Below are 24,498 nucleotides of genomic sequence, written 5' to 3' on the forward strand. Positions count from 1 at the left end.
CCCGCGCCGATCCGTGCCGGCCAAGGATCGACCTGCGGCGAGCGCGTGTCGACGTACCGGTCGAAGGCCCGCCCTCTGATGGTTGCCGAGCACGGCGTACCGCACCAGCGGCGAGGTGGAGATCGGCGTTTCGGAGCCGGGAGCCGCGATCCGCACGGTTGCGGCCGCCCAAATGCCGATCTTGTCAGCGGCCGGGCCCGCGCAGTCCGAAAATCAACACCGGGTCGCCGGGGGTGAACGTGGCATGCCGCTGCGAGGCGTCCCCGATCCGGCGGCTGCGCTCCAGCACGGTCCGCCCGAGCGCGAGCTGCCGGCGCTCCCACTCCGCCAGTGCGGGTTCCACCGCCCCACCGTGGGCGACGAGCTGGGCGGCGAGCTCCCACCCGTCAGCGGCAGCCTTCGCGGTGCCGGCGGCCGCATGCGGACGGATGGCGAACGCCGCGTCGCCGACGAGACAGATCCGGCCGAACGCCATCCGGGGCACCTCGACGTCGAACACGGCCTGGACGAACGGTTCGGCCACCCCGAGCACCGCCTCGGCGAGCACCGGCGCGAGCAGGTCCGCCGCGTCGGAGCGCAGCCGTTCGACGTGCTTCTCGCGCGTCGCGCCCGGCGGCAGCGAGACCGGATGCGACCGGCCGTCCCGTCCGGTCATGAGGTCCGTGAACGCCGGACCCGCGGCGACGTTGCGGTACCAGACGAAGTTCATCAGCCGCTCGCCCGCGGCCAGCGCCCCGGACGGCCCGGGGATCGGGTAGACGAGGACGTGGCTGCCGGGCAGCACCTGGTAGGTGATGGCGTCCGCGAGCGCCGCGAACGTCGCCGGACGCAGCGCCGACTCCGGCATGGTTCCGCGCCAGGCGACATATCCGGAGTAGGAGGGGGCGACCTGCGGGAGCAGCGCCGCCCGGGTACCCGAGGCGACCCCATCGGCGGCCACCACCAGCTCCACGCGTCGTCGCTGCCCGCGCGCCAGCACCACCTCGACGTCACCGGCCCGCGACGAGATCGACCCGACCTCGCGGCCCAGCTCGTAGCGCTCGGCAGGCAGCTGCGCCAGCAGGGCCCGGTAGATGGTGTTCCACGAGGAGAACCGGTAGCCGTGCGCGCGTTCGTGCACCAGCCCGCCGCCGGCGTCGAGGAACCGGATGAACGACGTCGCGCTGCACAGCGAGCCCGGGTCGATCTCGGTCTTCTCGGCGAACCAGCGCATCGTCTCGTCGAGAACGGCGATGCCCGCCCCGCGGGCCTCCAGTCTCGCGGACGAGCGTTCGAGCACGGTGACGTCGCAGCCGATGTCGGTGAGGACCAGGGCGGCGGTGAGCCCGCCCAGGGATCCGCCGACCACCGCGACGGTCGGCACGGCGGGCAACGGCTCAGGGCCGTCCGAAGGTCGCGACCCGGTCGACCCCCATCTCGAACAGCACCCGGCGCTCGTCGATCGAGGGGTCGCGCAGGCCGTAGGGCGGTGGGTTGCCGGTGTACTTGGTCCAGATCCGGTCGAGCTGGGCGACGACCCGGGGGTCCTCGAGCAACTGCGTGTAGATGGGGTCCAGGCCCGACAGCGCCGAGACCGTGTCATGGCCGCCGAGGGTGAACTGGCCGGGCTGCACCCCGTCGGCAACATCCAGGAAACGAGCAACGCTGATCGTCATGGCGGTTAGCGTAGAGAACATGTCGGCCTCGGCCCACCCGTTCGGTCCGCAGGGTCGCGGCCTGGCCGGCGTCGGGGTGCGCAGGTTGTTCGGGATACCCGGAGGCGGGGCGAACCTGGAGATGATCGAGGTCGCCGCCCTGCGCGACATCGACTTCACCCTGACGCACACCGAGTCGGCCGCATGCGTGACGGCCGGGGTGTTCGGGCTGCTCACGCACACCGTCGGCGTCGCGCTGGTCACCCGGGGGCCGGGCCTGACCAGCGCCGCCAACGGGCTCGGGCAGGCCACCCTCGACCGGGCCCCGCTGCTGCTGCTCAGTGACTGCGTGCCCGCGGACCAGCGGACTCGCGTCGGGCATCAGCGACTCGACCAGCGGGCGGTCGCGGCCCCGCTCACCATCTGGAACGGCGTCCTGGGGTATCGCGATCCGGCCGGGACCGTCGCCGCCGCGGCCCGTCTCGCGGCCGGTCCGCCCCCAGGGGCGGTCCAGCTCGACGTCGATCCGGGCGTGCCGGGGGACAATCCACCGGCGCCCGCCGCCCCCACTGGCGTCGACGGCGCCGCGCTGCACCGGGCGACGGCGATCGCCGCGGGCCGGCGCCGTCCGGTGGTGGTGCTGGGGGTCGCCGCGCCGCCGAGCGCCGCTGTGCTGCGGCGCGCCCTCGACCGGGTTCGCGTCCCGGTGCTGACCACCTACCAGGCACTGGGCACCGTCGACGCCACCGGGCCGCAGGCCGCCGGGCTGTTCACCAATGCCGCGTTGGAGCGGCCGCTGCTGGCGCAGGCCGATCTCGTCGTGGGTGTCGGATTGGACGGCGTCGAGCCGATGCCCGGCCCGTGGCCCTACGCGGCGCCGGTCGTGCTGCTCGCCCCCACCGCCGGCGACGGCGCGTACTACGGCGAGCCGACCGTCGTCGCCGGGCCGCCGGGTACGACGCTGCCCGCCGTGCTCGCCGCCACCGATCCGCGGTGGTCCGCCGATGCCGGGCGGCGACACCGCGAGGCACGGCTGGCGGAGCTCGCGGCCGGTCCCCGCGGCGGCGGGCTTCACCCTGTCGACCTCGCGCACGCCGTCCGGGACGTGGCGGGGGCCGCCCGGATCACCGTCGACGCCGGCGCGCACATGCTCGCCGCGATGCCGTTCTGGCCGGCGACCCGCCCACACCAGGTGCTCATCTCCAACGGGCTGGCCACCATGGGCTACGCGCTGCCCGCGGCGATCGGCGCGGCGCTGGCTCACCCCGGAAGGCGGGGGTTCTGCCTGGTCGGGGACGGCGGGCTGGGGATGGCGCTGGCCGAGCTGGAGACACTCGCCCGGCTCGCGCTGCCGGTCACCGTCGTGGTGTTCGACGATGCCGCGCTCAGCCTCATCGAGGTCAAGCAGCGGGCCGGGCAGGGCGGCACGGGTGCGGTGCGGTACGGCCGAGTCGACTTCGCCGGCGTCGCGACGGCGATGGGCGTGCCCGCCGCGGTCGCCGACGACCTCGCGGGGGTCCGCGCGGCGCTGGCCGGGGTGGACGGCGGTCCGTTCCTGCTCGACGCGCGCGTGGACCCGAGCGGATACCGCCATCTGCTGGAGGTGTCGCGCGGCCCGTAACGCCCCACTCCGCTTAGCGCAGGCTTACCTCAGTTGGATAGGCTCTGAAAATGAGCCACACGCCGGCCATGGCAGAGCACCCCCTCGCACCCAGCCTTGCCAGGACCGCGGGTCCGCTCCCGTTCTGGCCGGTGCGGTGCGGCCGGCCGCACGGACCGGGCTGGCTGACGTATTCACAACTGCTCACCGAGCACGCCGTCGAGGGTCTGCTCGCCGAGGTGGACGCCGCGCTGGGCGGCGGGCGAGCGCTCGCCGCCCAGACCCTCGTCGGCCGGGTCGGCGGCCCCGTGGTCGGTGTGCTGGCCGCGATGCTGTTCGCCGAGCGGCGGCTACCGGTCCTCGAGCCCGGGCGGATCCTCCTCCGGTTCCCGGCCGGCCCGGCCGAACCGCCGGACCTGGCCATCGCGGACGCCTCGCTGCTCGCCCTCTCCGATGACCCGGCGGCCGCCCGACCGGACGTCACCGTCGTAGCGGGCGTGGACGATCTGCAGCGCGCCCTCGTCGCGCACTCCCACCGCCTGTTCGAGCCCTTCGTCGAGCTGGTCTCGCGGCTCGGGCGGCGCGGCAGACGCGCGTTGTGGCAGGGCTTGGCCGACCGGATCGCCCTCGGGTTCCTGGAGGTTGGGAAGCACGCCGAGGCGGCCGAGCGGGCCCGCGCGGAGGCCGAGGCGACGCTGGGCGGGGCCGCGGTTCGCCCCCTTCGGCTCGACGTCGACTGGCTGGAGGTCGAGCACGCCGGCCGCACCGAGCTGTTCAAGCGCAAGTCCGTGTGCTGCCTGCGCTACAAGTCCGTCACGCGCCCCGCCCGCTACTGCGCGACCTGCCCCCTCGTCCCGCGGGAGCACTCCGTCGAGCGGCTGGGCGCGCTGCTCAGCCGCTCGACGGACTGAGCACGCCCTCGGACAGGGCCTGCACCAGCAGCTGGGCCGCGACGTAGGTACCGCCGTTGTAGACCGCATTGGGCAACCGCAGCACGCGCCCCGACCGCACGGCCGGCAGGCCGGGCCACAGCGGGCTGTCCTCCAGCCCCTCGGTGCCGCTCACCCCCGGCCGGGTGGGCACGACGATCACGTCGCCGGTGACCGCGGACAGCTGCTCGAGGCTGTAGGCCACGTAACCGTGTTCCGACGGCCTCCCGCCCGCGCCGCCGTTGTCCACCGCGAACCCGGCCTCGGCGGCGACATCACCGGCGAAGGCTCCGGTGCCGTCGATGCGGAACCCGTCCGCGCCCCGGCCGCGCAGGAAGGTCACCGTGGTCTGGCGGGCCGCTTCCGGTACCCGGGCGACGGCCTGGTGGTAGCGGTCGCGGACGACGGCGGCCTCGTCGGCCCGGTCGGCGGCCTCCACGGCCTGATCGAACGCGGTGCGCCAGTCGGCGTTGGACGGCCGGTCGATCACGACCGTGGGGGCGATCCGGGACAGCTTCTCGTGAAAGGCCATGGCGTCGCGCTCGATCAGGATCAGTTCGGGATCGAGCTGGGCGATCAGCTCGAGGTTCGGCGTCTCCGCCACCCCGACCGGGACGATCGACTCGACGTCCGCCTCCGGCGGCAGCAGCGAGCGGTACGCGTCGAGCCACGCCGCCATCCCCTCCTGCGCGCCCACCGGCAACAGCCCGACCGAGGCGAGATGTCCCGTCAGCGCCTCCCCCAGGGTCACCACCCGCTGCGGCCGAACCGGCACCTCGACCGGGCCGGCGCCCCCGGCCACGGTGCGGGTGGACCGTTGCGGGGCGGCACCGGTCTCGGCGCCGCAGCCCGCGGTCACCAGCCCGGCGGCCGCCAGCAACGCGAAGAACTCGCGGCGTGTCGTGTCGCGGACATCGGGCACCGGCGGGATGGCATGGACGAGCATCGACAAGGCAGGCATACCAAAAGTAAAGCAAGCCTCATCAAACAGGATCAGCGTGGGTCGCTGTGCCGGCTCAGACGCGCTCGAGCAGCTCCGCCAATGAGGAGTTCATCGCGCCGGCGAGCACGTCCACGTCGGGCATCGCGTCCCGGTCGGCGTTGAGCCCGTAGCAGATCCGGCCGTCGTAGGAGGTGATCCCGATGGCCACCGCCTGCCCCTTGGCCAGCGGCACCACCGGGTAGAGATCCTCCATCCGCGCACCCATCGCATACAGCGGCCGCGGCGGGCCGGGGACGTGGGTGACCAGCACGTTGAACAGCCGGCTCGACAGCTCGTTGGTCAGCCGGGCGCCCAGGTTGTGCACCGCAGGCGCGACCAGCCCGGCCAGCCCGACCAGCGCCGTCGGCCCGGCCGCCCGGCCGTCGCGCTTCTGCTCGCCCATCGCGGCGGCGATGCGGCACAGCCGCGCCACCGGATCCGGCTCGCCGACGGGGAGGTCGACGAAGTAGGCCGAGATCTGGTTGCCCCCGGCCGACCCGGTGCGCGCGCGCGTGCTGACCGGGACCATCGCCCGCACCGTGGTGGCCTCGACCAGCGGTTCACCGCGGGTGCTCAGCCAGTACCGCAGCGCCCCGGTGACGACGGCGAGGACGACGTCGTTGACGGTGCCGCAATGTGCCTTGCGGACGGCACGGTGGTCGGCCAGCGTCGTCCGCGCCATCCCGAAGCGGCGCTGCTCGCCGATCGGCGGGTTCAGCGGCGCCAGCGGGCCGCCGCGCGCGGCGTTGCGGGCGGCGTCGAGAAGCCCGCCCGCCACTCGTCCGACCCCGGCGACCGCCTGCTTGAGGTCCGCGCCGGCCCTGGCGGCGGCGTCGAGCGCGCCGCGCGGCCTGCGCACGTTTTCGAGCACCGCCGCCGCGGCGAGATCCAGGCCGGACGGCTCGGGGGCGGGCCGCCAGTCCTCGGCGGGCGACTTTCTGGGTTGCGGGGTCCGGTCGAGCAGCACGGCACCGATGTCCATCGAGGCCAGCCCGTCGACCATCGCGTGGTGGGTCTTGGTGATCATCGCCAGCCGGTCGTCGGAGAGCCCTTCCACCAGGTAGATCTCCCACAGCGGGCGAGACCGGTCGAGCCTGCGGGCGAGCACCCGGCCCGCGAGCTCGCGCAGGGCCTCGTCGGTCCCCGGCGCGGGCAGCGCGGAGCGGCGGACGTGGTAGCTCAGGTCGAACGCCGGATCGTCCACCCAGACCGGCGGCCCGAGCCGGCCCGGGACCTCGCGCACCTTCTGCCGGTAGCGGGGGACCAACCCCAGCCGGTGCCCGATGAGCTCGATGAAGGCGTCGATATCGAACCCCGCGCCGCCCTCCGGGGGACGGAACGTCATCACCCCGCCCACGTGCATCGCCGTCGTGGGCTGCTCCATGTACAGAAAAGACGCGTCAAGTGCGGACAGCCGGTCCGGCCCCATCCGCGATCTACCAGCCGCGCAGCGGGAAGCCCGACCGGCCGGCCGCCCCGAGCTTGACGCCCAGCATCTGGTGGAGCTGGATGTTGTCGCGCTCGAACCCCAGCCTGCTGGCCGCCATGTACAGCCGCCAGACCCGCGCCCGGGCCATGCCGACCTCGGCCACCGCGGCCGTCCAGCGCTCCTCCAGGTTGGCGCCCCAGGCCGCCAGGGTGGCGGCGTAGTGCTCGCGCAGGTTCTCCTCGTGGCGAATCTCCAACCCGGCGTCGTTCATCACCGTGACCAGATGACCCACCGACACCAGCTGGCCGTCCGGGAAGACGTACCGGCCGATGAACGGGTCGACGTTGCGCTGGCGCACCGTCCACGGATGGGTGATGCAATGGTTGAGCAGCCGGCCCTCCGGGCGCAGCTTGCTCTGCAGGAACCGGAAGTACGACGGCAGCTTCTCCCGTCCGATGTGCTCGGTGAGCCCGATCGAGCTGACGGCGTCGAAATCGGTCTCGGCGACGTCGCGGTAGTCCAGGTGCCGGACCTCGGCCAGCCGTTCCAGCCCACGGCGTTCGATCTCGGCCTGCGCCCATTCGGCCTGGCCGCGCGAGAGCGTCACGCCCAGCGCCCGGACCCCGTGCTCGGCGGCGGCGTGCATGACCATCCCGCCCCAGCCGCAGCCGACGTCGAGCAGCCGCATCCCCGGCGCCAGCGCGAGCTTCTGCGCGACGAGCTCGTGCTTGGCGGTCTGCGCCTCCTCCAGCGTCGACCCGGCCGTCGGGTAGCACGCGCAGGTGTAGGTCATCGACGGTCCGAGCACGTACTCGTAGAACGTGTTGGACACGTCGTAGTGATGGGCGATGGCCTGGCTGTCGCGCGACTTGGAGTGCTTGCGCCCCCGCGGGCGCGCCTCGAGATCGGGCGGGGCGGGCCGGTGCCGGAGCCAGATCGGCAGCATCAGGGCGGCCACCCGCAGCTGATCGGACCGGGGAATCGAGTTGAGCGTGACGTCGGCCAGCGCGTCGATCGCAGCGTAGATGTCGCCCTCGACCTCGATCTCACCGGTCACGTAGGCGCGGGCCAGCCCGAGCGTGCCCGGCGCGGACGCCAGCCGGGCCAGCGCGCGCGGCGATTCGATGCGCAGCGCCACCTCGGCGTCGTCGGGGCCGGCCTTGCTGCCGTCGTACGCGACGACCCGGATCGGGGGGTTCGCCCCGATCACCATCCCGATGAGATCCGCCACCCGTCTCATCCAGCCCCCACCACCTTCTCGTAGAGACCCGGCAACCGTCGCGCAGGGTCATACCGGCTCTTGATCGCGTGGTACGCGTCGCCGTTGTAGTGCTCCCAGAACTCGTCCTCGTCGTAGTGCACCGTCGAGTAGAGCGACTTGTGCCCGCCGAGCTCCGCGACGAGCTCCTCGATCAGCCGATTGTGCGCGTCGGGTCGCCCGGGTATCTCGGGCACCGTCGACCAGAACCCGACGTTGACATACAGCTGGCCGGGCTGCATCGGGTACAGCGGCCAGCTGCGTTCCCCGCGTAGCCGCAGCGGACACAACCACACCGGCGAGATGCCGATCTCGCGGTGGAACACGTCGAGGAACTCCGGCAGCCGCGCGATCGGGATCTCGACGTCCTGGATCACCGGTTCCTGCGCGGGCACGCCGATCAGCCGGTGGAGCCGGTCGCTGAACCGGGTGCGGCGGTCCAGCGCGACGAGCCTGCGGTAGACGTCGGAGCGGCGGAACCGGCTCGGCCAGAGCCTGCGCACCAGCGGGTGCTGCACCCCGAACGCCCGCGAGCACCAGAACCAGTCGGTGTCCCAGCGCCAGATGTAGTCGCGCACCCGCAGATGGTCGACCGGGCGCGCCTGTAGCGAGCGATAGAAGATCTCCTGGCCCGTGTAGTCGGAGACCCGTGCCCCGGCCGCCGGTTCGTCGGCGAACTCCCCGAGGGTCAGGTACTGCTCGACGGCGCCGAACACCGTGCCGTCGAGGAAGTCGATCGGGCCGTCGGCCAGCGCGGTCATCGCGGCGGTGGCGGACGCGGCGTCGCCGTAGCGGCGGTGGGTGAGCTTGACGTACGGCGCCACCGGTTGCAGCTCGATCACCAGCCGCAGCGCATAGCCGAGCGTGCCGTAGGAGTTGGGGAACGCGGCGAACAGGTCGGCGTGCTCGCCGTCCGGGGTCGCGGTGACGACCTCCCCGGAGCCGGTCAGCACGTCCATCTCCAGCACCGACTCGTGCGGCAGCCCGTGCCGGAACGAGGTCGACTCGATGCCCAGCCCGGCGACCGCCCCGCCGAGAGTGATCGTTTTGAGCTGCGGGACGACGAGCGGCATGAGCCCGTGCGCGAGCGTGGCGTCGACGAGGACGGCGTAGGTGGCCATGCCCTGCACGGTCGCGGTGCGAGCGCTCGGGTCGACGGTGATCACGCTCGACAGTGCGCTCGTGTCGAGCAGCTGCGCATTCGACGCGGCTGTGCCGAACCGGAACAGATTGGACGTTCGCTTGCCCAGCCGCACCGGCTGGTCGTGCGGCATCGCACGGAATCGTCGCACCAGTTCTGCCGCGGCGATCTCGTGCATGCGCCCGACCATACCCGTGAGTGCGTAACAGTGTTAGAACACTGTTACGCACTCACCGGGCGGACCACCTTGCGGCGACCAGTTTCGGCAGCGCCGCGCCGCCCGTCACCGGGTTGAAGCGCTCGGCGACGACGGTGAGCTCGCGGTGCTCGTCGTCGGTCAGGGTGATCTCGGCGGCGGCTGCGTTGCTCTCCAGCTGCGCCACGCTCGACGCCCCCGGGATCGCCACCACGTTCGGGTGATGGACCAGCCAGGCCAGCGCGATCTGGGCCGGCGTCGCACCGTGCGCGGCGGCGGTGTCGCGCAGCGCGTCGAGCAGCGGCGCGGCGGCCGTCAGGTTCTCCGGAAGGAACAGCGCGTTCGCCGCCCGCACCCCACCCCTCGGCGCGTTCGACGGGCCGTAGCGGGCGGACAGCAGGCCCTGCGCCAGCGGGCTGTAGGCGATCACGATATGCCCGGTGCGCTGCGCCCACGGGAGCATCTCGGCCAGCGGTGCCCGGGACACCAGGCTGAAGTGCACCTGGTCCGACAGCACCCGTGCGCCCAGCGCCACCTCCGCGCGCTGCCAGCGCCGCAGTGGGTAGTTCGAGACGCCGACCTCGTCGACGATGCCGACGTCACGCAACGCCTGCATCCCCCGCATCGTTGTCGAGTCGGGGACGAGGGGGTTGGGCTGGTGCACCTGGTAGAGATCGAGCCGCCGCACGCCGAGTCGCCGGGCGCTGGCCACGCCGCGCTGCTGGACGATCGCCGCGGTCGGCAGCACCGGAAAGACCTTGGAGGCGATGACGACCTCGTCGGTGCCGCCGCTCGCCCGCAGCGCCGCGCCGAGGATCCGCTCGCTTCGACCGAAGCCGTAGATCTCCGCGGTGTCGAACACGGTGACGCCGAGCTCGCGGGCCTTCGCCACGATCCGGCCCGCCTCGCGATCGGCGTAGTCGGCGCCGTAGTTCCACTCCCGGGAACCGAACTGCCAGGTGCCAAGGCCGATCACCGAGTACCGCTTCGTCGTGTTCGTGCCGTCGAGATAGCGCATGCGGCCAGTCAACACTCGCCGACGCAACACCGCAGCTCACCAGGCCCTACGCGGGCAACGGTGTCCACCGCTGTTACCCACGCACGGGTACTGTTTACTCGGCACCATGGCTTTTCGCTTGACGCCTCATGAACGCGGGTTCTACCCGTTGTTCACGCGGGCTGCGGAGAACATCGTCGCGGCCGCCGACGAGCTCGCCAAGCTCGTCGCGGCGGAGCCCGAGGCGCGCCCGGAACTGGCGGCGCGGGTCAAGGATGCCGAGCACGCCGGCGACGAGCTGACCCACCAGATCATGGTCAAACTCAACTCGACGTTCGTGACGCCATTCGACCGCGAGGACATCTACCGGCTCGCGTCCTCCCTCGACGATGTCATCGACGCCATGGAGGAGGCCGCCGACCGTATCGTGCTCTACCGGCTCGGCACCCTCCCGCAAGGCATCGCCGTCCAGGTCGAGGTGCTGCGCCGCGCGGCCGTCGCGACCGCCGAGGCGATGCCGGGACTGGAGAAGATGGCCCAGCTGCGCGAGTACTGGGTGCACGTCAACTCCCTCGAGGACGAGGGCGACGAGATCTATCGCACCCTGCTCGGTGACCTGCTCGCCCCGCAGCCGGGCACCACTTCGCTCGACGTGCTCACCGTGCTCAAGATCAAGGAGATCATCGAGACCCTCGAGGAGGCCGCCGACGCATTCGAGACGGTCGCCAACACCGTCGAGAGCATCGCGGTCAAGGAGGCTTGAGTGGAGCTCGCCGCGGTCCTCCTGGTGATCGCCGTCGCGCTTGTCTTCGACTACACCAACGGTTTTCACGACGCGGCCAACGCGATCGCGACCTCGGTCTCCACCCGGGCGCTCTCGCCCCGCACCGCGCTGCTGATGGCGGCGGTGATGAACCTGGTCGGCGCGTTCCTCGGCACCTCGGTCGCCTCCACCGTAGGCGGGGGCATCATCTCCCCGCCGGAGGGGATATCCGGCCTGGTCGTGGTGCTGGCCGCGCTGATCGGGGCGATCACCTGGAACCTCGTCACGTGGTATTTCGGGATGCCCTCGTCGTCCTCGCACGCCCTGATCGGCGGGCTGGTCGGCGCCGGGCTGGCCTCGGCGGGGTCGGTCAAGTGGTCCGGCGTGGTGGAGAAGGTGATCATCCCGATGGTCGTCTCACCGATCGTCGGGTTCCTGCTGGCCGGACTCGTGATGATCGCGCTGCTGTGGATCTTCCGGAGCGGCCGGCCGCGCAGGCTGACCCGCGGGTTCCGGCACGCGCAGACGGTCTCCGCGGCGGCGATGGCGCTCGGTCACGGGCTGCAGGACGCGCAGAAGACGATGGGCGTGATCGTGCTGGCGCTGGTCGTCGGCGGCTACCACGAGGGCTTCGCGATCCCCTGGTGGGTCGTCCTGGTGTCCGCGGGTGCGCTGTCGCTGGGCACCTACTCGGGCGGCTGGCGCATCATGCGCACACTGGGCAGGCGGATCATCGACCTCGATCCGCCCCGCGGGTTCGCGGCGGAGGCCACCGCGTCGGCGGTGCTCTACACGACGGCCTTCGCGTTCGCGGCACCGATCTCGACCACGCAGACGATCACCTCCGCGATCCTCGGGGTCGGCGCCACGAAACGGTTGTCCGCGGTGCGCTGGGGTGTGGCCGGCAACATCCTGGTGGCCTGGGTACTGACGATCCCGATGGCCGCCCTGTCCGGGGCCCTCGCCTTCTGGCTCATCCACGCGCTCGTGACCTGAGCCCGACCACCCCCGGATCGGGGGCAGGCCCGATCCCGGCCGCCCACCCGGATCACCCTCGGTGATCGACATCCCCCTCCATGAGGTGAGGCATCCCCTTTGGTAGACCAGGCATACCTACCCTCTTGAAGTAAGGATAGCCTCACCACATGACGACACCGGTCTGCACCGCGCTCGCGGACACCGCCGTCCGGGTGTCCGCCGCCGTCGAGGGGCTCGACATCCGCACCGGGCCGGGCTTCGCGGGCTCCGAACCGGGGTGGACCCGGTGTTCGCAGGTCGACGCCGCGTTCGTCGCCGATTGGGAGCGGGCGACCACCGCTACCCTGCCCGGCCGCTACGGGGCCTCGCACCCGGCCACCGCGGCCGCCTACGTCCTGCACTGGTACGCGGCGGTGCCCGGGCTGGCGGGCGCCGCCCTGTTCCGGCACGCCCGGCGGGTCCCCCGGCTCGACCGCGACGCGCTGGCCTTCCACCGCGAGCCGGACAACCCGGTCCCGAACCGCACCTCGCTGCTCGACGAGCGGTTCTGGTGCCTTCCCGACGACCCCGCCGCCGGCGATCCCGCCGCCACCGTCGTCCCCGACGAGACTGCACTGGCGGCCGTGCTTCGCGCCCAGGTCCGCCTGCACGCCGACGCCTTCCTGGCCGGCTACGTGCCCGGTGCACCGCTGCCCCGACGGGCCCGCCTCGGCGCGTTCTTCGACGCATTGGATACCGGGATCTGGCGCGGGGCCGACGGCACCAACCGGTGCCCGGACCCGGTCACCGTCGCCGCGACGCTCGAGGAGGCCGCGCTGGTACTGCCGGGCGGGACGCCCGAGTTTCCCGGTCCGTCGACCGTCCACATCCTCCGCGACGCCCTCGGCCGAACCCGCCTGTCCCGGCGACGGGCCTCGTGCTGCTTCTACTTCAAGGTCTCACCGGACGGCTCGGCGTGCGTGACCTGCCCGCGCACCTCCGCGGCCGAACGCGCCCAGCGGTATGCCGATCCGACCGGCTGAGGTGAGATGTGCCGGTGCGCCAATCCGCCGGCTCCCGGGATCTGGGCGACCTCGATCGTCTCGACGATCAGACGCTCGCGGACGCCTACGCCTATCCCGAGGCTCTCACAAGGCCGTTCGTCAGGGTCAACTTCGTGTCCAGCCTCGACGGCGCCGTGTCCGTCGACGGGCGCTCCGGGGGGCTCGGTTCCGCTGCCGACAGGCGGGTCTTCGGACTGCTGCGCAGGCTCGCCGAGGTGATCCTCGTCGGCGCCGGGACCGTGCGCGCCGAGGACTACCGGGGCGCCCGCCGGGCGACCATCGGCCGCGACGGCCCGCCGCCGATCGCCGTCGTCAGCGGCTCGGCGAACCTCGATCCGCACAGCCGCTTGCTCACCGACACCGGTGTCCCCCCGATCGTGCTCACCAGCACCGAGGCCCCCGCGCAACGCCGGCGGCGGTTGCGGGCGGCGGGCGCCGACGTCGTGGAGCTCCCGACGCTCACCCCGCATACGATCCTCGGCGAGCTGGGCCGCCGCGGGCTGCACCGCGTGCTGTGCGAGGGCGGGCCGAGCCTGCACGGCGAGCTGGTGGCCGTCGATGCCGTCGACGAGCTGTGCCTGACCCTCTCACCGTTGCTCGTCGCCGGACCCGCGGCCCGGATCGCAACGGGTGTGGCCGCACCGGACCCGCGGACGATGACGCTGGCCGGCATTCTGCGCGCCGACGACGTGCTGCTGCTGCGGTATACCCGGTTGCGGTAGGGCCGGGCCGGCTACCCCAACCGGGTGATGCCCCGTGAGAACGGTGCCGATCCGGACGTCAGATCAGTGTCCGGCCGGGAACCGGCCGCCCGCAGCGAGAGGGAGCACGAGATGACCGAGAACACGCCACCGACGACCCCCACCGCCACCCCGCGTTCGGTACCCGCCGCGGGATCGGGTGCGCGGCTGGCCGAGGACACCGCGCTGGGCCGCACCACGATCGCGGCGATGGTCGTGCAGAAGATCGCCGGTATCGCGGCCCGCGAGATCGCCGGCGTGCATTCCATGGGCGGCGGGGTGTCCCGCGCCTTCGGAGCGATCCGCGAGCGGATTCCCGGCGGCGGCGCCGGTGCGGCCAATATCGCCGGGGTCCAGGTCGAGGTCGGCGAAAAACAGGCCGCGATCGACCTCGACATCATCGTCGAGTACGGCGCGTCGATCGTCGAGCTCGCCCGCGCGGTGCGCCGCAACGTGATCACCGCGGTCGAGCGGATGACCGGCCTCGAGGTCATCGAGGTCAACATCGCCGTCAACGACATCCACCTGCCCACCGATGACGTCGAGGAGGCCCCGGCCACTCCTGCGTCCCGGGTCGAATGAGGACGCGGGCGGGCGGGCCCGGCCCGGCGACCGGCCGGTGAACCCGCAGGAACGCGCCGCCTACCGAGCCTTCCTGCGCGAGCACCACCCGGACCGCGGCGGGGATCCCGCCGTGTTCGCGGCCGGGCTTGCCCGGTTGCGGGAGACGCAGCGACCCCACCGCGAGCCGGACCCACCCCCCACCGAGCGCCCTGCCGACCTGCCCTTCCCGGTGCGGGTCGCCATCGCGCTGGTCCGCACGGTGCGCGCGCGACGCAGCGCCGCGACGGACGACACCCCGCAACCATGAGAACCAGGAGAGCCAGATGAACGCGACCCAGACCGGCCTGCTGGCGGGTCTCATCCTCGGTGCCGCGGGCGCCTTCGGCGGGTTCAGCGCCTTCGTCATCGTCCTCGTCGTCGGCGCGCTCGGCCTGGTGATCGGCCGGGTGCTCGACGGCGAGCTCGACCTCAGCGGTGTCCTCGGCCGGGGACGGGACCGGTGACCACCGGCGCGCCCGCCGTGCGCTCCGAGGCCACCTCCGTAACCACCGCCGGCCCGGAGATGCGCGGCCGCCTCGACATCCACCCGACCGTGCTCCGCAAGATCATCGAACACACCGCCGACCAGGTCCCGGGCACGTTGCGCGGTGCGCGCAGAGTGGCCGGGATCGGCGTCGGGACGACCGGGGCGAGCGCGCGGATCAGCGCGGGCGGAGGCGCTCCGGCCGTGGTCGACGTCCGCCTCGAGCTCGCCCTCGGCTATCCCTGCGACGTCCGCGCGGTCGTCGCCGCTGTCCGCACCCGGGTCGAGGAACAGCTGTGGCGGCTGGCCGGGCACCGGCTGCGCACCCTGGCCGTGACCGTCACCGGGCTGCGCGGCCTTCCGGCCCCGCCGCGGCTGGGCTGACGACGAGAGGAGAGGTTCCGATGCGCGCTCTGGTGCGGGTGCTCGCCCCGCTGCTGGGCCTCGGCCTCGCGGCGGTCGGCGCGATCGCGGTCATCGAGGTCGTCGCCGCGTGGGCCCGGCCGCCCGCGGGCCCGGGCCTGGTCGTGCCGTGGGCCGGCTGGCGCTCGGTGCTGGCGGAGGTGACCTGGCAGCATCAGCTGGTGGCGCCCGTCGCGATCGGCGTCGCGGTGGCAGGCCTGCTCCTCGCGCTGATCGGGATCATGGCCCGCCGCGCCGCGATCCGACTGGCCGAGCCCGCGCCCGGGGTCACGGTGGTCACCTCGCCCCGGGTGCTGGCCCGGCTGGTCGGCCGCCGCGTCCGCGCCGCCGACGACGTCGCCGCCGCCTCCGTGACCGCCTCCGGCCGCACGGTCACCATCCGCGCCGAGGGCTGGGCCTCCGGCGCCGGTCCCGGTGCCCCCGGCGACCTCACGGCGCTGCGGCGCGACGTGCGGGAGCGGGTCGACCAGCTGTTCGACGAGCTGCCCCTGGTGCACCGGCCACGGGTCAGCGTCGGCGCCCGCGCGCGGAGGGGACCGCGGTGAACCGCCCGACGCTCGCCCCCGCGGCGCTGCACCGCCGCTCGCGGCGCGCCCTCACCCGCTCGACGGCCGGTGACCGCTCGCTCGTGACGCTGGTCGGTCTGCTCCTGCTGGTCGCCGGCACCCTGGCCGCGCTGCTGTCCTACGGGGTCTTCGGCGCCGGTCGCGCCGACCGCCCGCTGCTCGATCCCCTCGTCGTGGACACCCTGCGGGCGTTCCCGCTGCCCGCCCGGCTCATCGCGCTGGGCGCGGGCCTGCTGCTCACGGCACTCGGCCTGGTCTGGGCCGTGCGGTCGCTGCGCCCGGAGCACCGACCCGACCTGGTGCTCGACGGCGGCCCCGACACCGCGATCGTGATCACGGCGCCGGCCGCGGCCGGGGCCGTGGCCGGCGCGGCCGAGACACTGCCCGGGGTCGCCAGGGCCCGCGCCCGCCTCGTCGGCGACGCCCGGGTGCCCGCGCTGCGGGTGACGCTGTGGCTCGCCGAGGACGCGGACGTCGCCGAGGTCTGCCGGCGCCTCGACGCCGAGGTCGTCGCCGAGGCGCGCGCCTGCCTCGGCGTCGCGGATCTCCCGGTCGCGGTGCGGCTGGAGCTCGACCGCGGTGACGGAGGTCCACGGGTGGCGTGAGAGGTGCCCGGGCCGTGGCCCCCGACACGCCGTAGCGTTCCGGACATGACGCGGAATCACCTGCCGCTGGCGGGAAGGACGGCTCTGGTCACCGGGGCCGCCAGCGGGATCGGGGCGGCCATCACCCGGCGGCTCGCGCGCGACGGCGCCTCCGTCACCGCTGTCGACCTCGACGGGCCGAGGCTGAAGACACTGGCCGGCGACGCCGACGGCGCCGCGGGCGAGGTGGAGCCGGTGGTGTGCGACCTCTCCGACCTCGACGCCGTGGACGCGCTGCCCGCCGGGGTCGACGTCCTGGTCAACAACGCGGGGCGGCAGCACGTCGCGCCGATCCAGGAGTTCGACCCGGCGGTCTTCGGCCAGATCCTCACGATCATGTTGGAGGCGCCGTTCCGGCTGATCCGCGCCGCCCTGCCGACGATGTACGAGCGCGGCTGGGGGCGGGTCATCAACATCTCCAGCGCCCACGGGCTGCGCGCCAGCCCGTTCAAGTCTGCGTACGTCACCGCGAAGCACGGCCTGGAGGGCCTGTCCAAGGTGACCGCGCTCGAGGGTGCCCCATACGGTGTCACGAGCAACTGCATCAACCCGGCCTATGTGCGGACACCGCTGGTCGAGGCCCAGATCGCCGACCAGGCGCGGGTGCACGGCATCGACGAGGACGAGGTCATTGAGTCGATCATGCTCACCCCGGTGGCGGTGAAGCGGCTGATCGAACCCGACGAGGTCGCCGAGCTCGCGGCCCTGCTCTACGGTCCCGCCTCGGCCTCCGTCACCGGCACCTCGCTGTCCCAGGACGGCGGCTGGACCGCGCGCTGAGGTTCACCAGGGCCACACCCCGGATGCGCCAGCATGGGCCGAGGCGTCGGTGAGAGGAGGAGCGGGCGCGTGTCACCCGCACCGCAACGCGCCCTGCTGGTGGGGCTGTCCCTGGTGGTCGCCGTGCTGGCCGGGTGCACCGTCGGTCCGTCCCAGCGCCCGCCCGTCGCGGTCCGCGGGGAGACCGTGCCGCCCCCGCCCTCGGTGACCGCCACGGCGCCGGCCCAGCCGTCCGAGGAGCTACCGGTCCCCGAAGCGCAGCACGCCACGATCCCGTTCGCCGACTGCACCGCCGACACGCTCACCGCACTCGGCATCGGGGCGCCCGCGACGGGGGCGCTGCGCATCGAGTGCGGGGAGATCAGCGTGCCCACCGACCCCGATCAGCCCGGTCTCGGCCGCTCCCGGCTCGGTGTCGTCCAGGCCGGCGCGGCCGATGCGCCCGCCACCCGCCCTCCCCTGCTCGTCGTCGGCGACACCGGCACCGACCCCTCGGCCCGCCACGCCGCGCGGCTGGCCACCCAGGTCTCCCCCGAGGTCCTGGCCCGGTACCGGCTCGTCGGCCTCGACCGGCGCGGCTCCGGCGTGGACGCCCTGGACTGCGCCCCACCGGTGGCCCGCGCCGCGCTCATCGACGCCGATCGCGGCGCGGGCACCGACGACGGGCTGACCGCGCTGCTCGAGCAGGCCCGCGGCATCGTGCAGAGCTGTTACCTGCTCCTCGCGGGGGAGATCGGGAGCTACCGGACGGCCAGCACGGCCGCGGACATCGAGGAGCTGCGCGGCGCGCTCGGGGTGCGGCGGCTCTCGGCGATCGGGGTCGGGGACGGGGCCGCGGCACTGGCCGGCTGGGCGAACGCGCATCCCGAGGCCGTCGGCAGGCTCGTCCTCGACGGCCCGCTCGACCCCGCGCTCGACCAGCCCGAGCTCAGCCAGGCCCGGGCGGGCGCCGCGGAGGAGACGTTCGACGCGTTCGCGACGACCTGCACCGCCACCGGGACCTGCCCGCTGGGTCCCGACCCGCGCGGGGCGGTGACCACGCTCGTCGAGCGGCTGCGCGCCCAGCCGCTCGCGACCGCCGACGGGCGCAGGCTCACCGCGGGGATCACCGTCAACGCTCTGCTCGCCGCGCTCTCCGAACCCCGCGGGTGGCCCCAGCTGGCCACCGCGCTCGGGCAGGCGGTGCACGGTGACCCGGACGCGTTGCTGGCGATGTTCGAGCCGGTGGCGGGCTCGCAGGGCCGCTTCGACGCCGAGCTGGCGACCTCCTGCAACGACGCGCACCGCCGGCTCACCCCGCCCGAGGTCGGCCAGCTGGCCGCGCGATGGAGTGCCGAGTACCCGCTCTTCGGCGGCACGTTCGCGCTGCGCTTGCTGGCCTGCGCCCCGTGGCCGGCCGCGCCGGCCGGGCCCGCCACGGGACCGGCCGCCGAAGCCCCGCCGATCCTGGTGCTCGGCACCGCCCATGACCCGCGGGCCCCGCTCGCCGGTGCCAAGCGTGCGGCCGACAGCCTGCGGACGGCCCGGTTCGCCGGCTGGCAGGGCTCGGGCACCGGGGCCTACCCGCGCACGCCGTGCATCTCCGGCATCGTCGACCGGATGCTGGTGGACGGGATGGTGCCGCAGACCGGTACCGTCTGCCCGCCATAGCCGCCCCTGTCCCGTGGTCCGAGCACTCGTTCGCCGGGCCGGTATCTGATGTGATGCGGATCGTGAAGCTCGCGTCACGCCGGGGTGTGCGGCGGATCGCCGCGGTGCTGGCCGGCGCCGTCCTGACGCTCGCCGGTTGTGGCGCGCCCGGCAGCGCCCCGGCTGCGCCCGCCGACGGGCTCGCCGCCCGGCTCGACCTTGCGGGCCAGCGCTATGTCGTCGGCGGGAAGAACTTCGACGAGCAGTTGGTGTTGTGCCAGATCGCCGTGGCCGCCCTCGAATCGGTGAACGCGGAGGTCATCGAGCGCTGCAACATCGGCGGTACGGACGCGACCCGCAACGCCCTGCTGGCCGGGGACATCCAGCTCTACTGGGAGTACACCGGTATCGCCTGGGCCGGATTCTTCAAGCAGACCGAGCAGGTCCCCGACGCGCAGACGCTGTTCGACCTGGTGTCGCAGCGCGACCTCGCGCAGAACCGGATCCGGTGGCTGCCGCGCGCACCGTTCAACAACACCTACGGGTTCGCCGTCAACGAGCGGACGGCCGCCGAGCTCGATCTCACCACGTTGTCGGACATGGCGCACCACCTGAGCTCCGGGCGGCCGGGCGCGCTCTGCGTCGAGACCGAGTACGCCAACCGCGCCGACGGCCTGCGCGGGCTCGAGCAGGCCTACGGCTTCCAGGTCCCGCCGGAGCGGGTGTGGACGCTGCCCACCGACGCGATCTACCAGGCGACGGCCGATCGGGATCCCTGCCTGTTCGGCGAGGTCTTCACCACCGACGGCCGCGTCGCCGCGCTGCAGCTGAGGGTGCTGCAGGACGACAAGAGCTACCACGCCACGTACAACGCGGCCGTCACCATCCACGAGGACGCCTACGCCAAGGCGCCCGAGATCGCCGAGGTCTTCGCCCCGATCGCCGCGGCCCTTGACGAGTCGGCCATCTCCGAGCTCAACCGGCAGGTCTGGGCCGGCGACCGGCAGCCGCGCGAGGTGGTCCGCGCCTGGCTGTCGGACAAGGGGTTCATCGGGGCGGGCTGAGCGTGGTTCGCCGGCTCTCGCCGGCGCCGGGCGTCAGCTGGGAACGGCGCGCAGCGGCCGGTGGCGGCCGCTGCGGGGGGTGACGGGCAGGTCGCCGGTCCGGAGGCTCTGCGCCTCGGCGGCGACCTCCCGCATCAGACAGGGCCAGGTGGCGGAGACCCCCGAGGGGCCGCGGCACTCCCTGCAGTACCCGCGTCCATCCGGGACGTGCTCGGAGAGCGTGCGCTCCAACAGATCCGGCATACCCGCAAGGACCGCCACCAGACTCATCGTGCTCCTCTCGGCTCGGGCCGCCGAGAGTAGTCAGACAATTGCGTACGGTAGCAAGCACCACCCCTTCCCGCGACGATTCGAGACGGTGCTAATGGGCGGACGCACCGCCGCACCGGCAGGTCTGCCCGCGCAGCGCCGCGCTCACTCGGCGGTGTTCTCCGGGGACGGTCGGCGCGCGCGGCTGGGCTGCACCCGCATCGGCTCGCCGGGCATCTTCGGATACTCGGGTGGGTACGGCAGCTCCCCCAGACCGCGGTCGCGCTCGTCGGCGGCGTACCAGTCCAGCGCGGTCTCCAGCCCGCCGATCGCGATGTCCATCGCGGCATGCGGGTCACCGCGCTCGGCGAGCAGCCCGGGCACGGTGCGCAGGTCGAAGTCCTCCGGCTGGACCGACGGCAGGTCCTCCCAGGTCGCCGGCATGGACACGGTGGCCCGCGGGAGCCCGCGCACCGACCATGCCGACGCGATCGTGCGGTCTCGGGCGGCCTGGTTGTAGTCGAGGAACACCCGCTCGCCGCGCTCCTCCTTCCACCACGCCACGGTGGCCCGATCCGGGATCCGCTCGGTCAGCCGACGGGCGATCGCGATCACCGCCCGGCGCACCTCGATGAAGGTCCAATCGGGGCGGATCCGGGCGGACACGTGCACGCCACGCCCCCCGGAGGTCTTGGGCCAGCCGATCAGCCCGGCCTCGTCGAGCACCTCGCGCAGCGCCGCCGCGACCTCGACGGCCTCGGCGAAACCGGTGCCCGGCTGCGGGTCGAGGTCGATGCGCAGCTCGTCGGGGCGGTCCGGATCGGCCCGGCGGACCGGCCACGGGTGGAAGTCCAGGGTGCCGAGGTTGGCCGCCCAAGCAATCACGGCGGGCTCGCTCGGGGCCACCGACTCGGCGGTCCGCCCGCTCGGGAACGTCACCGTCGCCGTCCGCACCCACGACGGGGCGCCCTTGGGCACCCGCTTGGCGAAGAACGGCTCGCCCTCCACCCCGTCCGGGAAGCGCTTCAGGTTGGTGGGCCGGTCGAGCAGCACGCGCAGCATCGGCTCGGCGACGGCCAGGTAGTACTCGACGACCTCCCGCTTCGTGATGCCCCGCTCCGGAAAGTAGATCTTGTCCGGGTTGGACAGCCGGACCGTGCGGTTGCCGTCCGGGCCCGGCACCGTCAGCTGCACCACCGTCTTGGCCGTCATGCGCCGGACGCTACCGCCTCGCCCCGTCCTCAACCATGACCGTCGTTTCGGCGGCCGGCACCGCGCGATTCGCGGCTCGCGGTGCCCAAACGACGATCACGACCTGCTGCCGGGTTCGTGCTCAGCACCTGGCTGTAGCGCGGCCGCGGGGCATGCGGCGCCACGGCGGGGCAGGGCTCGGTCGCCGCCACCGGGGCCGCCGGGCGGCGCCCCAACGCCGCGCGCAGCTCGATCCGGCTGTTGATGCCGAGCTTGGCGTAGACATTGGCCAGATGCGCCTCGACCGTCCGTCTGGACAGGACGAGCCGTTCGGCGATGGCCTGGTTGGTCAGTCCGGCGAGTGCCAGCCGGGCCACCTCGTCCTCCCGCGACGTCAGCTCCGGCGACACCAGTCCGGCGAGCGCAGGGGTCCGCAGCGTCTCGCACGAACGCGCGAGCTGTCTGGCCCGCGCCGTCGCGACGGCGGCACCGCGCCGGTCACCCGCACGTTCGTAGGCCGTGGCGGCCTGGCCGGCGGCATCGGCGGCCAGGATGCGCAGCCCCATGCGTTCGAAGCGTCCCGCCACCTCCTCCAGCTGCGCCGCGACCCCGGTGACCGCGGCCTCGGCGTGCTGCGCGTACGCCCGCACGAGCGGACCGTCGACCTTGACGACCAGTGCACGCAGCCGGTCGGCCACCTGCCGGGCGTAGCCGATCCGGACGGCGACATGCAGCGCCCGGGCCTCGAGCGCCCACTCCCCCAGCTCCGCGGCCTCGGCCGCCGCCAGCACGGCCCGGTCCGCCGCCTCCACGAGCTTGTCCTGGGCCGCGGCACTCCACGCCTTGGCCAGCAGCGCATGACCGCCTCGCCGCAGACCGAAGTCCGCTTCGGACGACTCCTCGTCGGCGGGACTCCCGTCTCCGGTGAGGGCGTGGGCCTGCGCCAGATGGTCGGCGCACAACCCGCGCAGGCCGACCGGATCGAACCGGTCCAGGCACGCGGACGCCTCGGTCAGCCAGCGCACGGCCGTCCGTGGCTGCCCCGCGACGAGCGCGGCCTGGCCCAGATGGAGCACGGAGACGGCATCGTCGACTCCTTCCGGTCCGCTCAGACAGTCCTGGTAGAGCTGCGTGGCCCGGCGCCGCAGTTCACGAGTCCGGCCGGACAGCTCCAGGGCGAGCAGCTCCGCGTGCGCCAGCACGATCCTCGACCACCCCGCCGCGGTGGCCGTGCGACAGCGTTCGAGCGTGACCCATCCGGATGCGATGGTGGTCAGCGCCTCGTCGAACCGCCCGGCTGTCGCCAGTGCGGTCGCCCGCGCGGCCGCGACGAGCGACCCGGGCGCGGAGGGGTCATCCGTGCCGGCCCCGACGGTGCCGGCGAGCTCCAGGGCCTCGGCCACCCCGCCGGTGAGGAACGCGAGCAGGCTGCGGGCCCCGAGCACATCGCACCGGACCGGTTTCGACAGGGCCGCCGCGTCCGGCTGCTGCAGCACGGTCGCGGCCGTGTCCCCCCTGCCGAAGCCGCCGAGCAGGTTGAGGGCCCGCACGACCGCGAGGTCACCCGCCTCGTCCGCGCAGCCGACCAGAGTGGCGGCCACGGTGGCGACTCGTTCGGCCTCGACCGTCTGGCCCTGCCAGTGCAACGCCTCCATGAGCGCGAGATGGGCGGGGAAACCCCCGCCGCCCTCGATCGCGGTCCGGGCCAGACGTTCGGCGAGACCGTGCTGCCGCCGACCGAGGGCCTGCCGGGCGCCCGCGACGAGCAGATCGCTGTCGAGCTGCGGCTTGTCGCTGTCCAGCAGCAGGATACTGACACGCAGAGGGTCGACCGTGCCCGGCGCGGAACAGGTCTCGGCGACCTGCCGGCACAGCCGGCCCCGGGCGGCCTCGGGGACCTGGGCGCGAACGACCTCCCGGTGCAGCGGATGGGCGAGCCGGGCCTGTGCGGTCCGGCCCGTCCGCTCGACGACGATGAGCCCCCGCCGCTCCAGCGCGGTCACCGCCTCCGGATTCGCCAGCGTGAGCAGCCGGTCCAGTGGCAGCGGCCCACCGACCGCCAGGATCTCCAGGGCGGCCTGCTCGCCGGTGCCCAGCTCACCGAGATGGGTCCGGACCACCTCCGTCAGCCGGCAGGTCGGGGCGAGCCCACCCTCCCAGCGCCACACCCCGTCCCGGACCTGCAACCGTCCGGTGGCGTATCCCGCCTCGATCAGTTCGCGCAGGTACAGCGGGTTGCCTCGGCTGAGCCGCCACAGGAACTCGGTCGTCCGGGCCGTCACGATGCCGTCGAGGGTCGCGTGGACCAGCCGTCGGGTATCGGCCCGGCTGAGCGGCAGCAGTTCCAGCCGGTCGGCCAGCGCGTCCTTCCACAGCGCCGCGATCGGGGCCGGGATCGGCGAATCGGAGGGCACCACCAGCACGAGGGCGGCCGTGCCGCTCAGCGCGATCTGATGCAGCAGCGTCATCGAGAGGTCGTCGAGCAGATGCGCGTCGTCGACTCCGATGAACCGTCGCGCCTGCCCATCCCCGGTGAACGCGAACACCGCCCGCTGCAACAGGGTGAACAGGCTGGATGTCGTATCGCTCACCGGGACCAGATGCGCCAGCGCCCCCAACGGGATGGCCTGCGCCGCGCTGGTCCCCGCGGCCCAGCAGGTCGGCCGCCGGCAGGCCTCCGCCTGCGCGAGCGCCTCCCTCGCAAGTCGCGACTTGCCGAGCCCGGCCGTGCCGGTGACGACCACATTGCGTGGTGCGGCGGCACTGAAACAATCCGCGATGAATCGAAGCTCTGCCTGTCGGCCGGTGAAGGCCCAATTCTCACTTGTCATAGCACTGACCGCGACACGCTTGCCGGCGCGCCGCTCCCCCCTGGCCTGAGTATTGCCTGGACATACCCCCCGCGCAGTGCCCCGATGGCTCCGACGATAGACCCCTACCCCCCTTCTGGCCATGGGAAACGCCTCGGCAGCCGTAGCTCTGGTCAATCCGCGCGGCGCGGTTCGGACGTCGCGCCGCCGGACTACGCCGAACGGCCCCACCCAGTATCATCTGATTAAGACGGTATGACGGTGAGCATGGCGCCGCGGCGGCGTCGGCGAATTCTCGTTTCCGAATTCATGTCGAGAGGGTGAACGAGAGAGCCGGTCACGATATGCGAATGACCCCGGAAATC

At 73.3% G+C, this 24,498-nt stretch carries 25 protein-coding genes; 15 read left to right on the top strand and 10 right to left on the bottom strand.

All coding sequences use genetic code 11. The features are described from left to right. Positions 1-184: 184 nt before the first annotated feature. Both G567_RS0109570 and G567_RS34795 read right to left on the bottom strand, forming a co-directional pair. Positions 185-1,363 carry an FAD binding domain-containing protein gene (locus G567_RS0109570; protein WP_051232681.1) on the bottom strand — a complete coding sequence of 393 codons (1,179 nt, stop codon included), beginning with the start codon at positions 1,361-1,363 and terminating at the stop codon, positions 185-187. 13 nt (positions 1,364-1,376) lie between these two features. Further along, positions 1,377-1,655, bottom strand: a complete 279-nt coding sequence (locus G567_RS34795) for a hypothetical protein (RefSeq protein ID WP_161631686.1) — start codon at positions 1,653-1,655, stop codon at positions 1,377-1,379. 19 nt (positions 1,656-1,674) lie between these two features. On the opposite strand from G567_RS34795, the gene G567_RS0109580 reads away from it, so the two are divergent. Then, a complete protein-coding gene (locus G567_RS0109580) occupies positions 1,675-3,255 on the top strand; it encodes a thiamine pyrophosphate-binding protein (protein ID WP_028929806.1) in 1,581 nt (526 codons plus the stop codon). Between the two features lie 68 nt (positions 3,256-3,323). Next, positions 3,324-4,145: a (2Fe-2S)-binding protein gene (locus tag G567_RS27870; RefSeq protein ID WP_147201217.1), complete on the top strand. Its 822-nt coding sequence runs from the start codon at positions 3,324-3,326 to the stop codon at positions 4,143-4,145. Here G567_RS27870 and G567_RS0109590 read toward each other — a convergent pair. Genes G567_RS0109590 through G567_RS0109610 form a run of 5 tightly spaced genes read right to left on the bottom strand, consistent with a single transcriptional unit; the run spans position 4,126 to position 10,187 of the window. Further along, the gene (locus tag G567_RS0109590) at positions 4,126-5,124 is read right to left on the bottom strand and encodes an ABC transporter substrate-binding protein (protein WP_084796015.1); all 999 of its coding nucleotides are present in this window, start codon (positions 5,122-5,124) and stop codon (positions 4,126-4,128) included. The two genes, G567_RS27870 and G567_RS0109590, sit on opposite strands and share 20 nt — an antisense overlap. Before the next feature lie 55 nt (positions 5,125-5,179). Next, the gene (locus G567_RS0109595; protein WP_028929808.1) at positions 5,180-6,574 is read right to left on the bottom strand and encodes a WS/DGAT/MGAT family O-acyltransferase; all 1,395 of its coding nucleotides are present in this window, start codon (positions 6,572-6,574) and stop codon (positions 5,180-5,182) included. Positions 6,575-6,581: 7 nt separating this feature from the next. Then, positions 6,582-7,814, bottom strand: coding sequence for an SAM-dependent methyltransferase (locus G567_RS0109600; RefSeq protein ID WP_037056529.1), 1,233 nt, complete (start codon positions 7,812-7,814; stop codon positions 6,582-6,584). Continuing rightward, entirely contained in the window at positions 7,811-9,151 is a 1,341-nt protein-coding gene (locus G567_RS0109605) for an FAD-binding oxidoreductase (RefSeq protein WP_028929810.1), read from the bottom strand. The genes G567_RS0109600 and G567_RS0109605 overlap by 4 nt, the downstream gene beginning before the upstream one ends. A gap of 52 nt (positions 9,152-9,203) precedes the next feature. Next, on the bottom strand, positions 9,204-10,187 hold the full coding sequence (locus G567_RS0109610) for an aldo/keto reductase (RefSeq protein WP_028929811.1): 984 nt from the start codon (positions 10,185-10,187) through the stop codon (positions 9,204-9,206). Positions 10,188-10,305: 118 nt separating this feature from the next. Between G567_RS0109610 and G567_RS0109615 the strand changes: the two genes are divergently transcribed. The 13 genes from G567_RS0109615 (at position 10,306) to G567_RS0109675 (ending at position 19,883) form a co-directional block, all read left to right on the top strand. Continuing rightward, the gene (locus tag G567_RS0109615; protein ID WP_245585598.1) at positions 10,306-10,929 is read left to right on the top strand and encodes a DUF47 domain-containing protein; all 624 of its coding nucleotides are present in this window, start codon (positions 10,306-10,308) and stop codon (positions 10,927-10,929) included. Next, positions 10,930-11,925: an inorganic phosphate transporter gene (locus G567_RS0109620; RefSeq protein ID WP_028929813.1), complete on the top strand. Its 996-nt coding sequence runs from the start codon at positions 10,930-10,932 to the stop codon at positions 11,923-11,925. It abuts the gene before it with no gap. Between the two features lie 149 nt (positions 11,926-12,074). After that, positions 12,075-12,929 carry a (2Fe-2S)-binding protein gene (locus G567_RS27875; protein ID WP_051232685.1) on the top strand — a complete coding sequence of 285 codons (855 nt, stop codon included), beginning with the start codon at positions 12,075-12,077 and terminating at the stop codon, positions 12,927-12,929. A gap of 14 nt (positions 12,930-12,943) precedes the next feature. After that, entirely contained in the window at positions 12,944-13,672 is a 729-nt protein-coding gene (locus G567_RS0109630; protein ID WP_245585599.1) for a pyrimidine reductase family protein, read from the top strand. A gap of 111 nt (positions 13,673-13,783) precedes the next feature. Then, a complete protein-coding gene (locus tag G567_RS0109635; RefSeq protein WP_028929815.1) occupies positions 13,784-14,272 on the top strand; it encodes an Asp23/Gls24 family envelope stress response protein in 489 nt (162 codons plus the stop codon). A gap of 37 nt (positions 14,273-14,309) precedes the next feature. Continuing rightward, positions 14,310-14,561 (top strand): hypothetical protein, encoded by a 252-nt coding sequence (locus G567_RS27880; protein ID WP_037056532.1) that lies wholly within the window; start codon positions 14,310-14,312, stop codon positions 14,559-14,561. 16 nt (positions 14,562-14,577) lie between these two features. Further along, positions 14,578-14,757 (top strand): hypothetical protein, encoded by a 180-nt coding sequence (locus tag G567_RS0109645; protein WP_028929816.1) that lies wholly within the window; start codon positions 14,578-14,580, stop codon positions 14,755-14,757. After that, the gene (locus G567_RS0109650; RefSeq protein WP_245585600.1) at positions 14,754-15,161 is read left to right on the top strand and encodes an Asp23/Gls24 family envelope stress response protein; all 408 of its coding nucleotides are present in this window, start codon (positions 14,754-14,756) and stop codon (positions 15,159-15,161) included. The genes G567_RS0109645 and G567_RS0109650 overlap by 4 nt, the downstream gene beginning before the upstream one ends. A 20-nt stretch (positions 15,162-15,181) precedes the next feature. Beyond that, entirely contained in the window at positions 15,182-15,745 is a 564-nt protein-coding gene (locus G567_RS0109655; RefSeq protein WP_028929818.1) for a DUF6286 domain-containing protein, read from the top strand. Further along, a complete protein-coding gene (locus G567_RS0109660; protein WP_154667133.1) occupies positions 15,742-16,371 on the top strand; it encodes an alkaline shock response membrane anchor protein AmaP in 630 nt (209 codons plus the stop codon). Before G567_RS0109655 ends, G567_RS0109660 begins: the two co-directional genes overlap by 4 nt. Before the next feature lie 45 nt (positions 16,372-16,416). Further along, positions 16,417-17,190, top strand: a complete 774-nt coding sequence (locus G567_RS0109665; RefSeq protein ID WP_028929820.1) for a 3-hydroxybutyrate dehydrogenase — start codon at positions 16,417-16,419, stop codon at positions 17,188-17,190. Between the two features lie 69 nt (positions 17,191-17,259). Then, positions 17,260-18,840 carry an alpha/beta fold hydrolase gene (locus tag G567_RS0109670; RefSeq protein WP_028929821.1) on the top strand — a complete coding sequence of 527 codons (1,581 nt, stop codon included), beginning with the start codon at positions 17,260-17,262 and terminating at the stop codon, positions 18,838-18,840. Between the two features lie 62 nt (positions 18,841-18,902). Continuing rightward, positions 18,903-19,883 carry a glycine betaine ABC transporter substrate-binding protein gene (locus G567_RS0109675; RefSeq protein ID WP_245585601.1) on the top strand — a complete coding sequence of 327 codons (981 nt, stop codon included), beginning with the start codon at positions 18,903-18,905 and terminating at the stop codon, positions 19,881-19,883. A 33-nt stretch (positions 19,884-19,916) separates the two neighbouring features. Here G567_RS0109675 and G567_RS0109680 read toward each other — a convergent pair whose 3' ends face one another. The 3 genes from G567_RS0109680 to G567_RS0109690 all read right to left on the bottom strand — a co-directional run bounded on the left by G567_RS0109680 (position 19,917) and on the right by G567_RS0109690 (position 24,277). Continuing rightward, positions 19,917-20,153 (bottom strand): hypothetical protein, encoded by a 237-nt coding sequence (locus tag G567_RS0109680; protein WP_028929823.1) that lies wholly within the window; start codon positions 20,151-20,153, stop codon positions 19,917-19,919. A gap of 144 nt (positions 20,154-20,297) precedes the next feature. Further along, entirely contained in the window at positions 20,298-21,344 is a 1,047-nt protein-coding gene (gene ligD, locus G567_RS0109685) for a non-homologous end-joining DNA ligase (RefSeq protein ID WP_037056537.1), read from the bottom strand. 29 nt (positions 21,345-21,373) lie between these two features. Further along, positions 21,374-24,277, bottom strand: a complete 2,904-nt coding sequence (locus G567_RS0109690; protein WP_147201289.1) for a LuxR C-terminal-related transcriptional regulator — start codon at positions 24,275-24,277, stop codon at positions 21,374-21,376. Positions 24,278-24,498: the final 221 nt, after the last annotated feature.

Origin of the sequence: Pseudonocardia asaccharolytica DSM 44247 = NBRC 16224 (assembly GCF_000423625.1) — a bacterium.
Taxonomy (GTDB): domain Bacteria; phylum Actinomycetota; class Actinomycetes; order Mycobacteriales; family Pseudonocardiaceae; genus Pseudonocardia; species Pseudonocardia asaccharolytica.

Excerpts from the sequence above, each read along its gene's own strand:
- ligD (WP_037056537.1), bottom strand. The coding sequence starts at position 21,344 with ATGACGGCCAAGACGGTGGTGCAGCTGACGGTGCCGGGCCCGGACGGC.
- G567_RS34795 (WP_161631686.1), bottom strand. The coding sequence starts at position 1,655 with ATGACGATCAGCGTTGCTCGTTTCCTGGATGTTGCCGACGGGGTGCAG.
- G567_RS0109645 (WP_028929816.1), top strand. The coding sequence starts at position 14,578 with ATGAACGCGACCCAGACCGGCCTGCTGGCGGGTCTCATCCTCGGTGCC.
- G567_RS27870 (WP_147201217.1), top strand. The coding sequence starts at position 3,324 with ATGGCAGAGCACCCCCTCGCACCCAGCCTTGCCAGGACCGCGGGTCCG.
- G567_RS0109655 (WP_028929818.1), top strand. The coding sequence starts at position 15,182 with ATGCGCGCTCTGGTGCGGGTGCTCGCCCCGCTGCTGGGCCTCGGCCTC.
- G567_RS0109680 (WP_028929823.1), bottom strand. The coding sequence starts at position 20,153 with ATGAGTCTGGTGGCGGTCCTTGCGGGTATGCCGGATCTGTTGGAGCGC.
- G567_RS0109665 (WP_028929820.1), top strand. The coding sequence starts at position 16,417 with ATGACGCGGAATCACCTGCCGCTGGCGGGAAGGACGGCTCTGGTCACC.
- G567_RS0109610 (WP_028929811.1), bottom strand. The coding sequence starts at position 10,187 with ATGCGCTATCTCGACGGCACGAACACGACGAAGCGGTACTCGGTGATC.
- G567_RS27875 (WP_051232685.1), top strand. The coding sequence starts at position 12,075 with ATGACGACACCGGTCTGCACCGCGCTCGCGGACACCGCCGTCCGGGTG.
- G567_RS0109690 (WP_147201289.1), bottom strand. The coding sequence starts at position 24,277 with ATGGCCAGAAGGGGGGTAGGGGTCTATCGTCGGAGCCATCGGGGCACT.
- G567_RS0109580 (WP_028929806.1), top strand. The coding sequence starts at position 1,675 with ATGTCGGCCTCGGCCCACCCGTTCGGTCCGCAGGGTCGCGGCCTGGCC.
- G567_RS0109605 (WP_028929810.1), bottom strand. The coding sequence starts at position 9,151 with ATGCACGAGATCGCCGCGGCAGAACTGGTGCGACGATTCCGTGCGATG.
- G567_RS0109590 (WP_084796015.1), bottom strand. The coding sequence starts at position 5,124 with ATGCCTGCCTTGTCGATGCTCGTCCATGCCATCCCGCCGGTGCCCGAT.
- G567_RS0109595 (WP_028929808.1), bottom strand. The coding sequence starts at position 6,574 with ATGGGGCCGGACCGGCTGTCCGCACTTGACGCGTCTTTTCTGTACATG.
- G567_RS0109600 (WP_037056529.1), bottom strand. The coding sequence starts at position 7,814 with ATGAGACGGGTGGCGGATCTCATCGGGATGGTGATCGGGGCGAACCCC.
- G567_RS0109635 (WP_028929815.1), top strand. The coding sequence starts at position 13,784 with ATGACCGAGAACACGCCACCGACGACCCCCACCGCCACCCCGCGTTCG.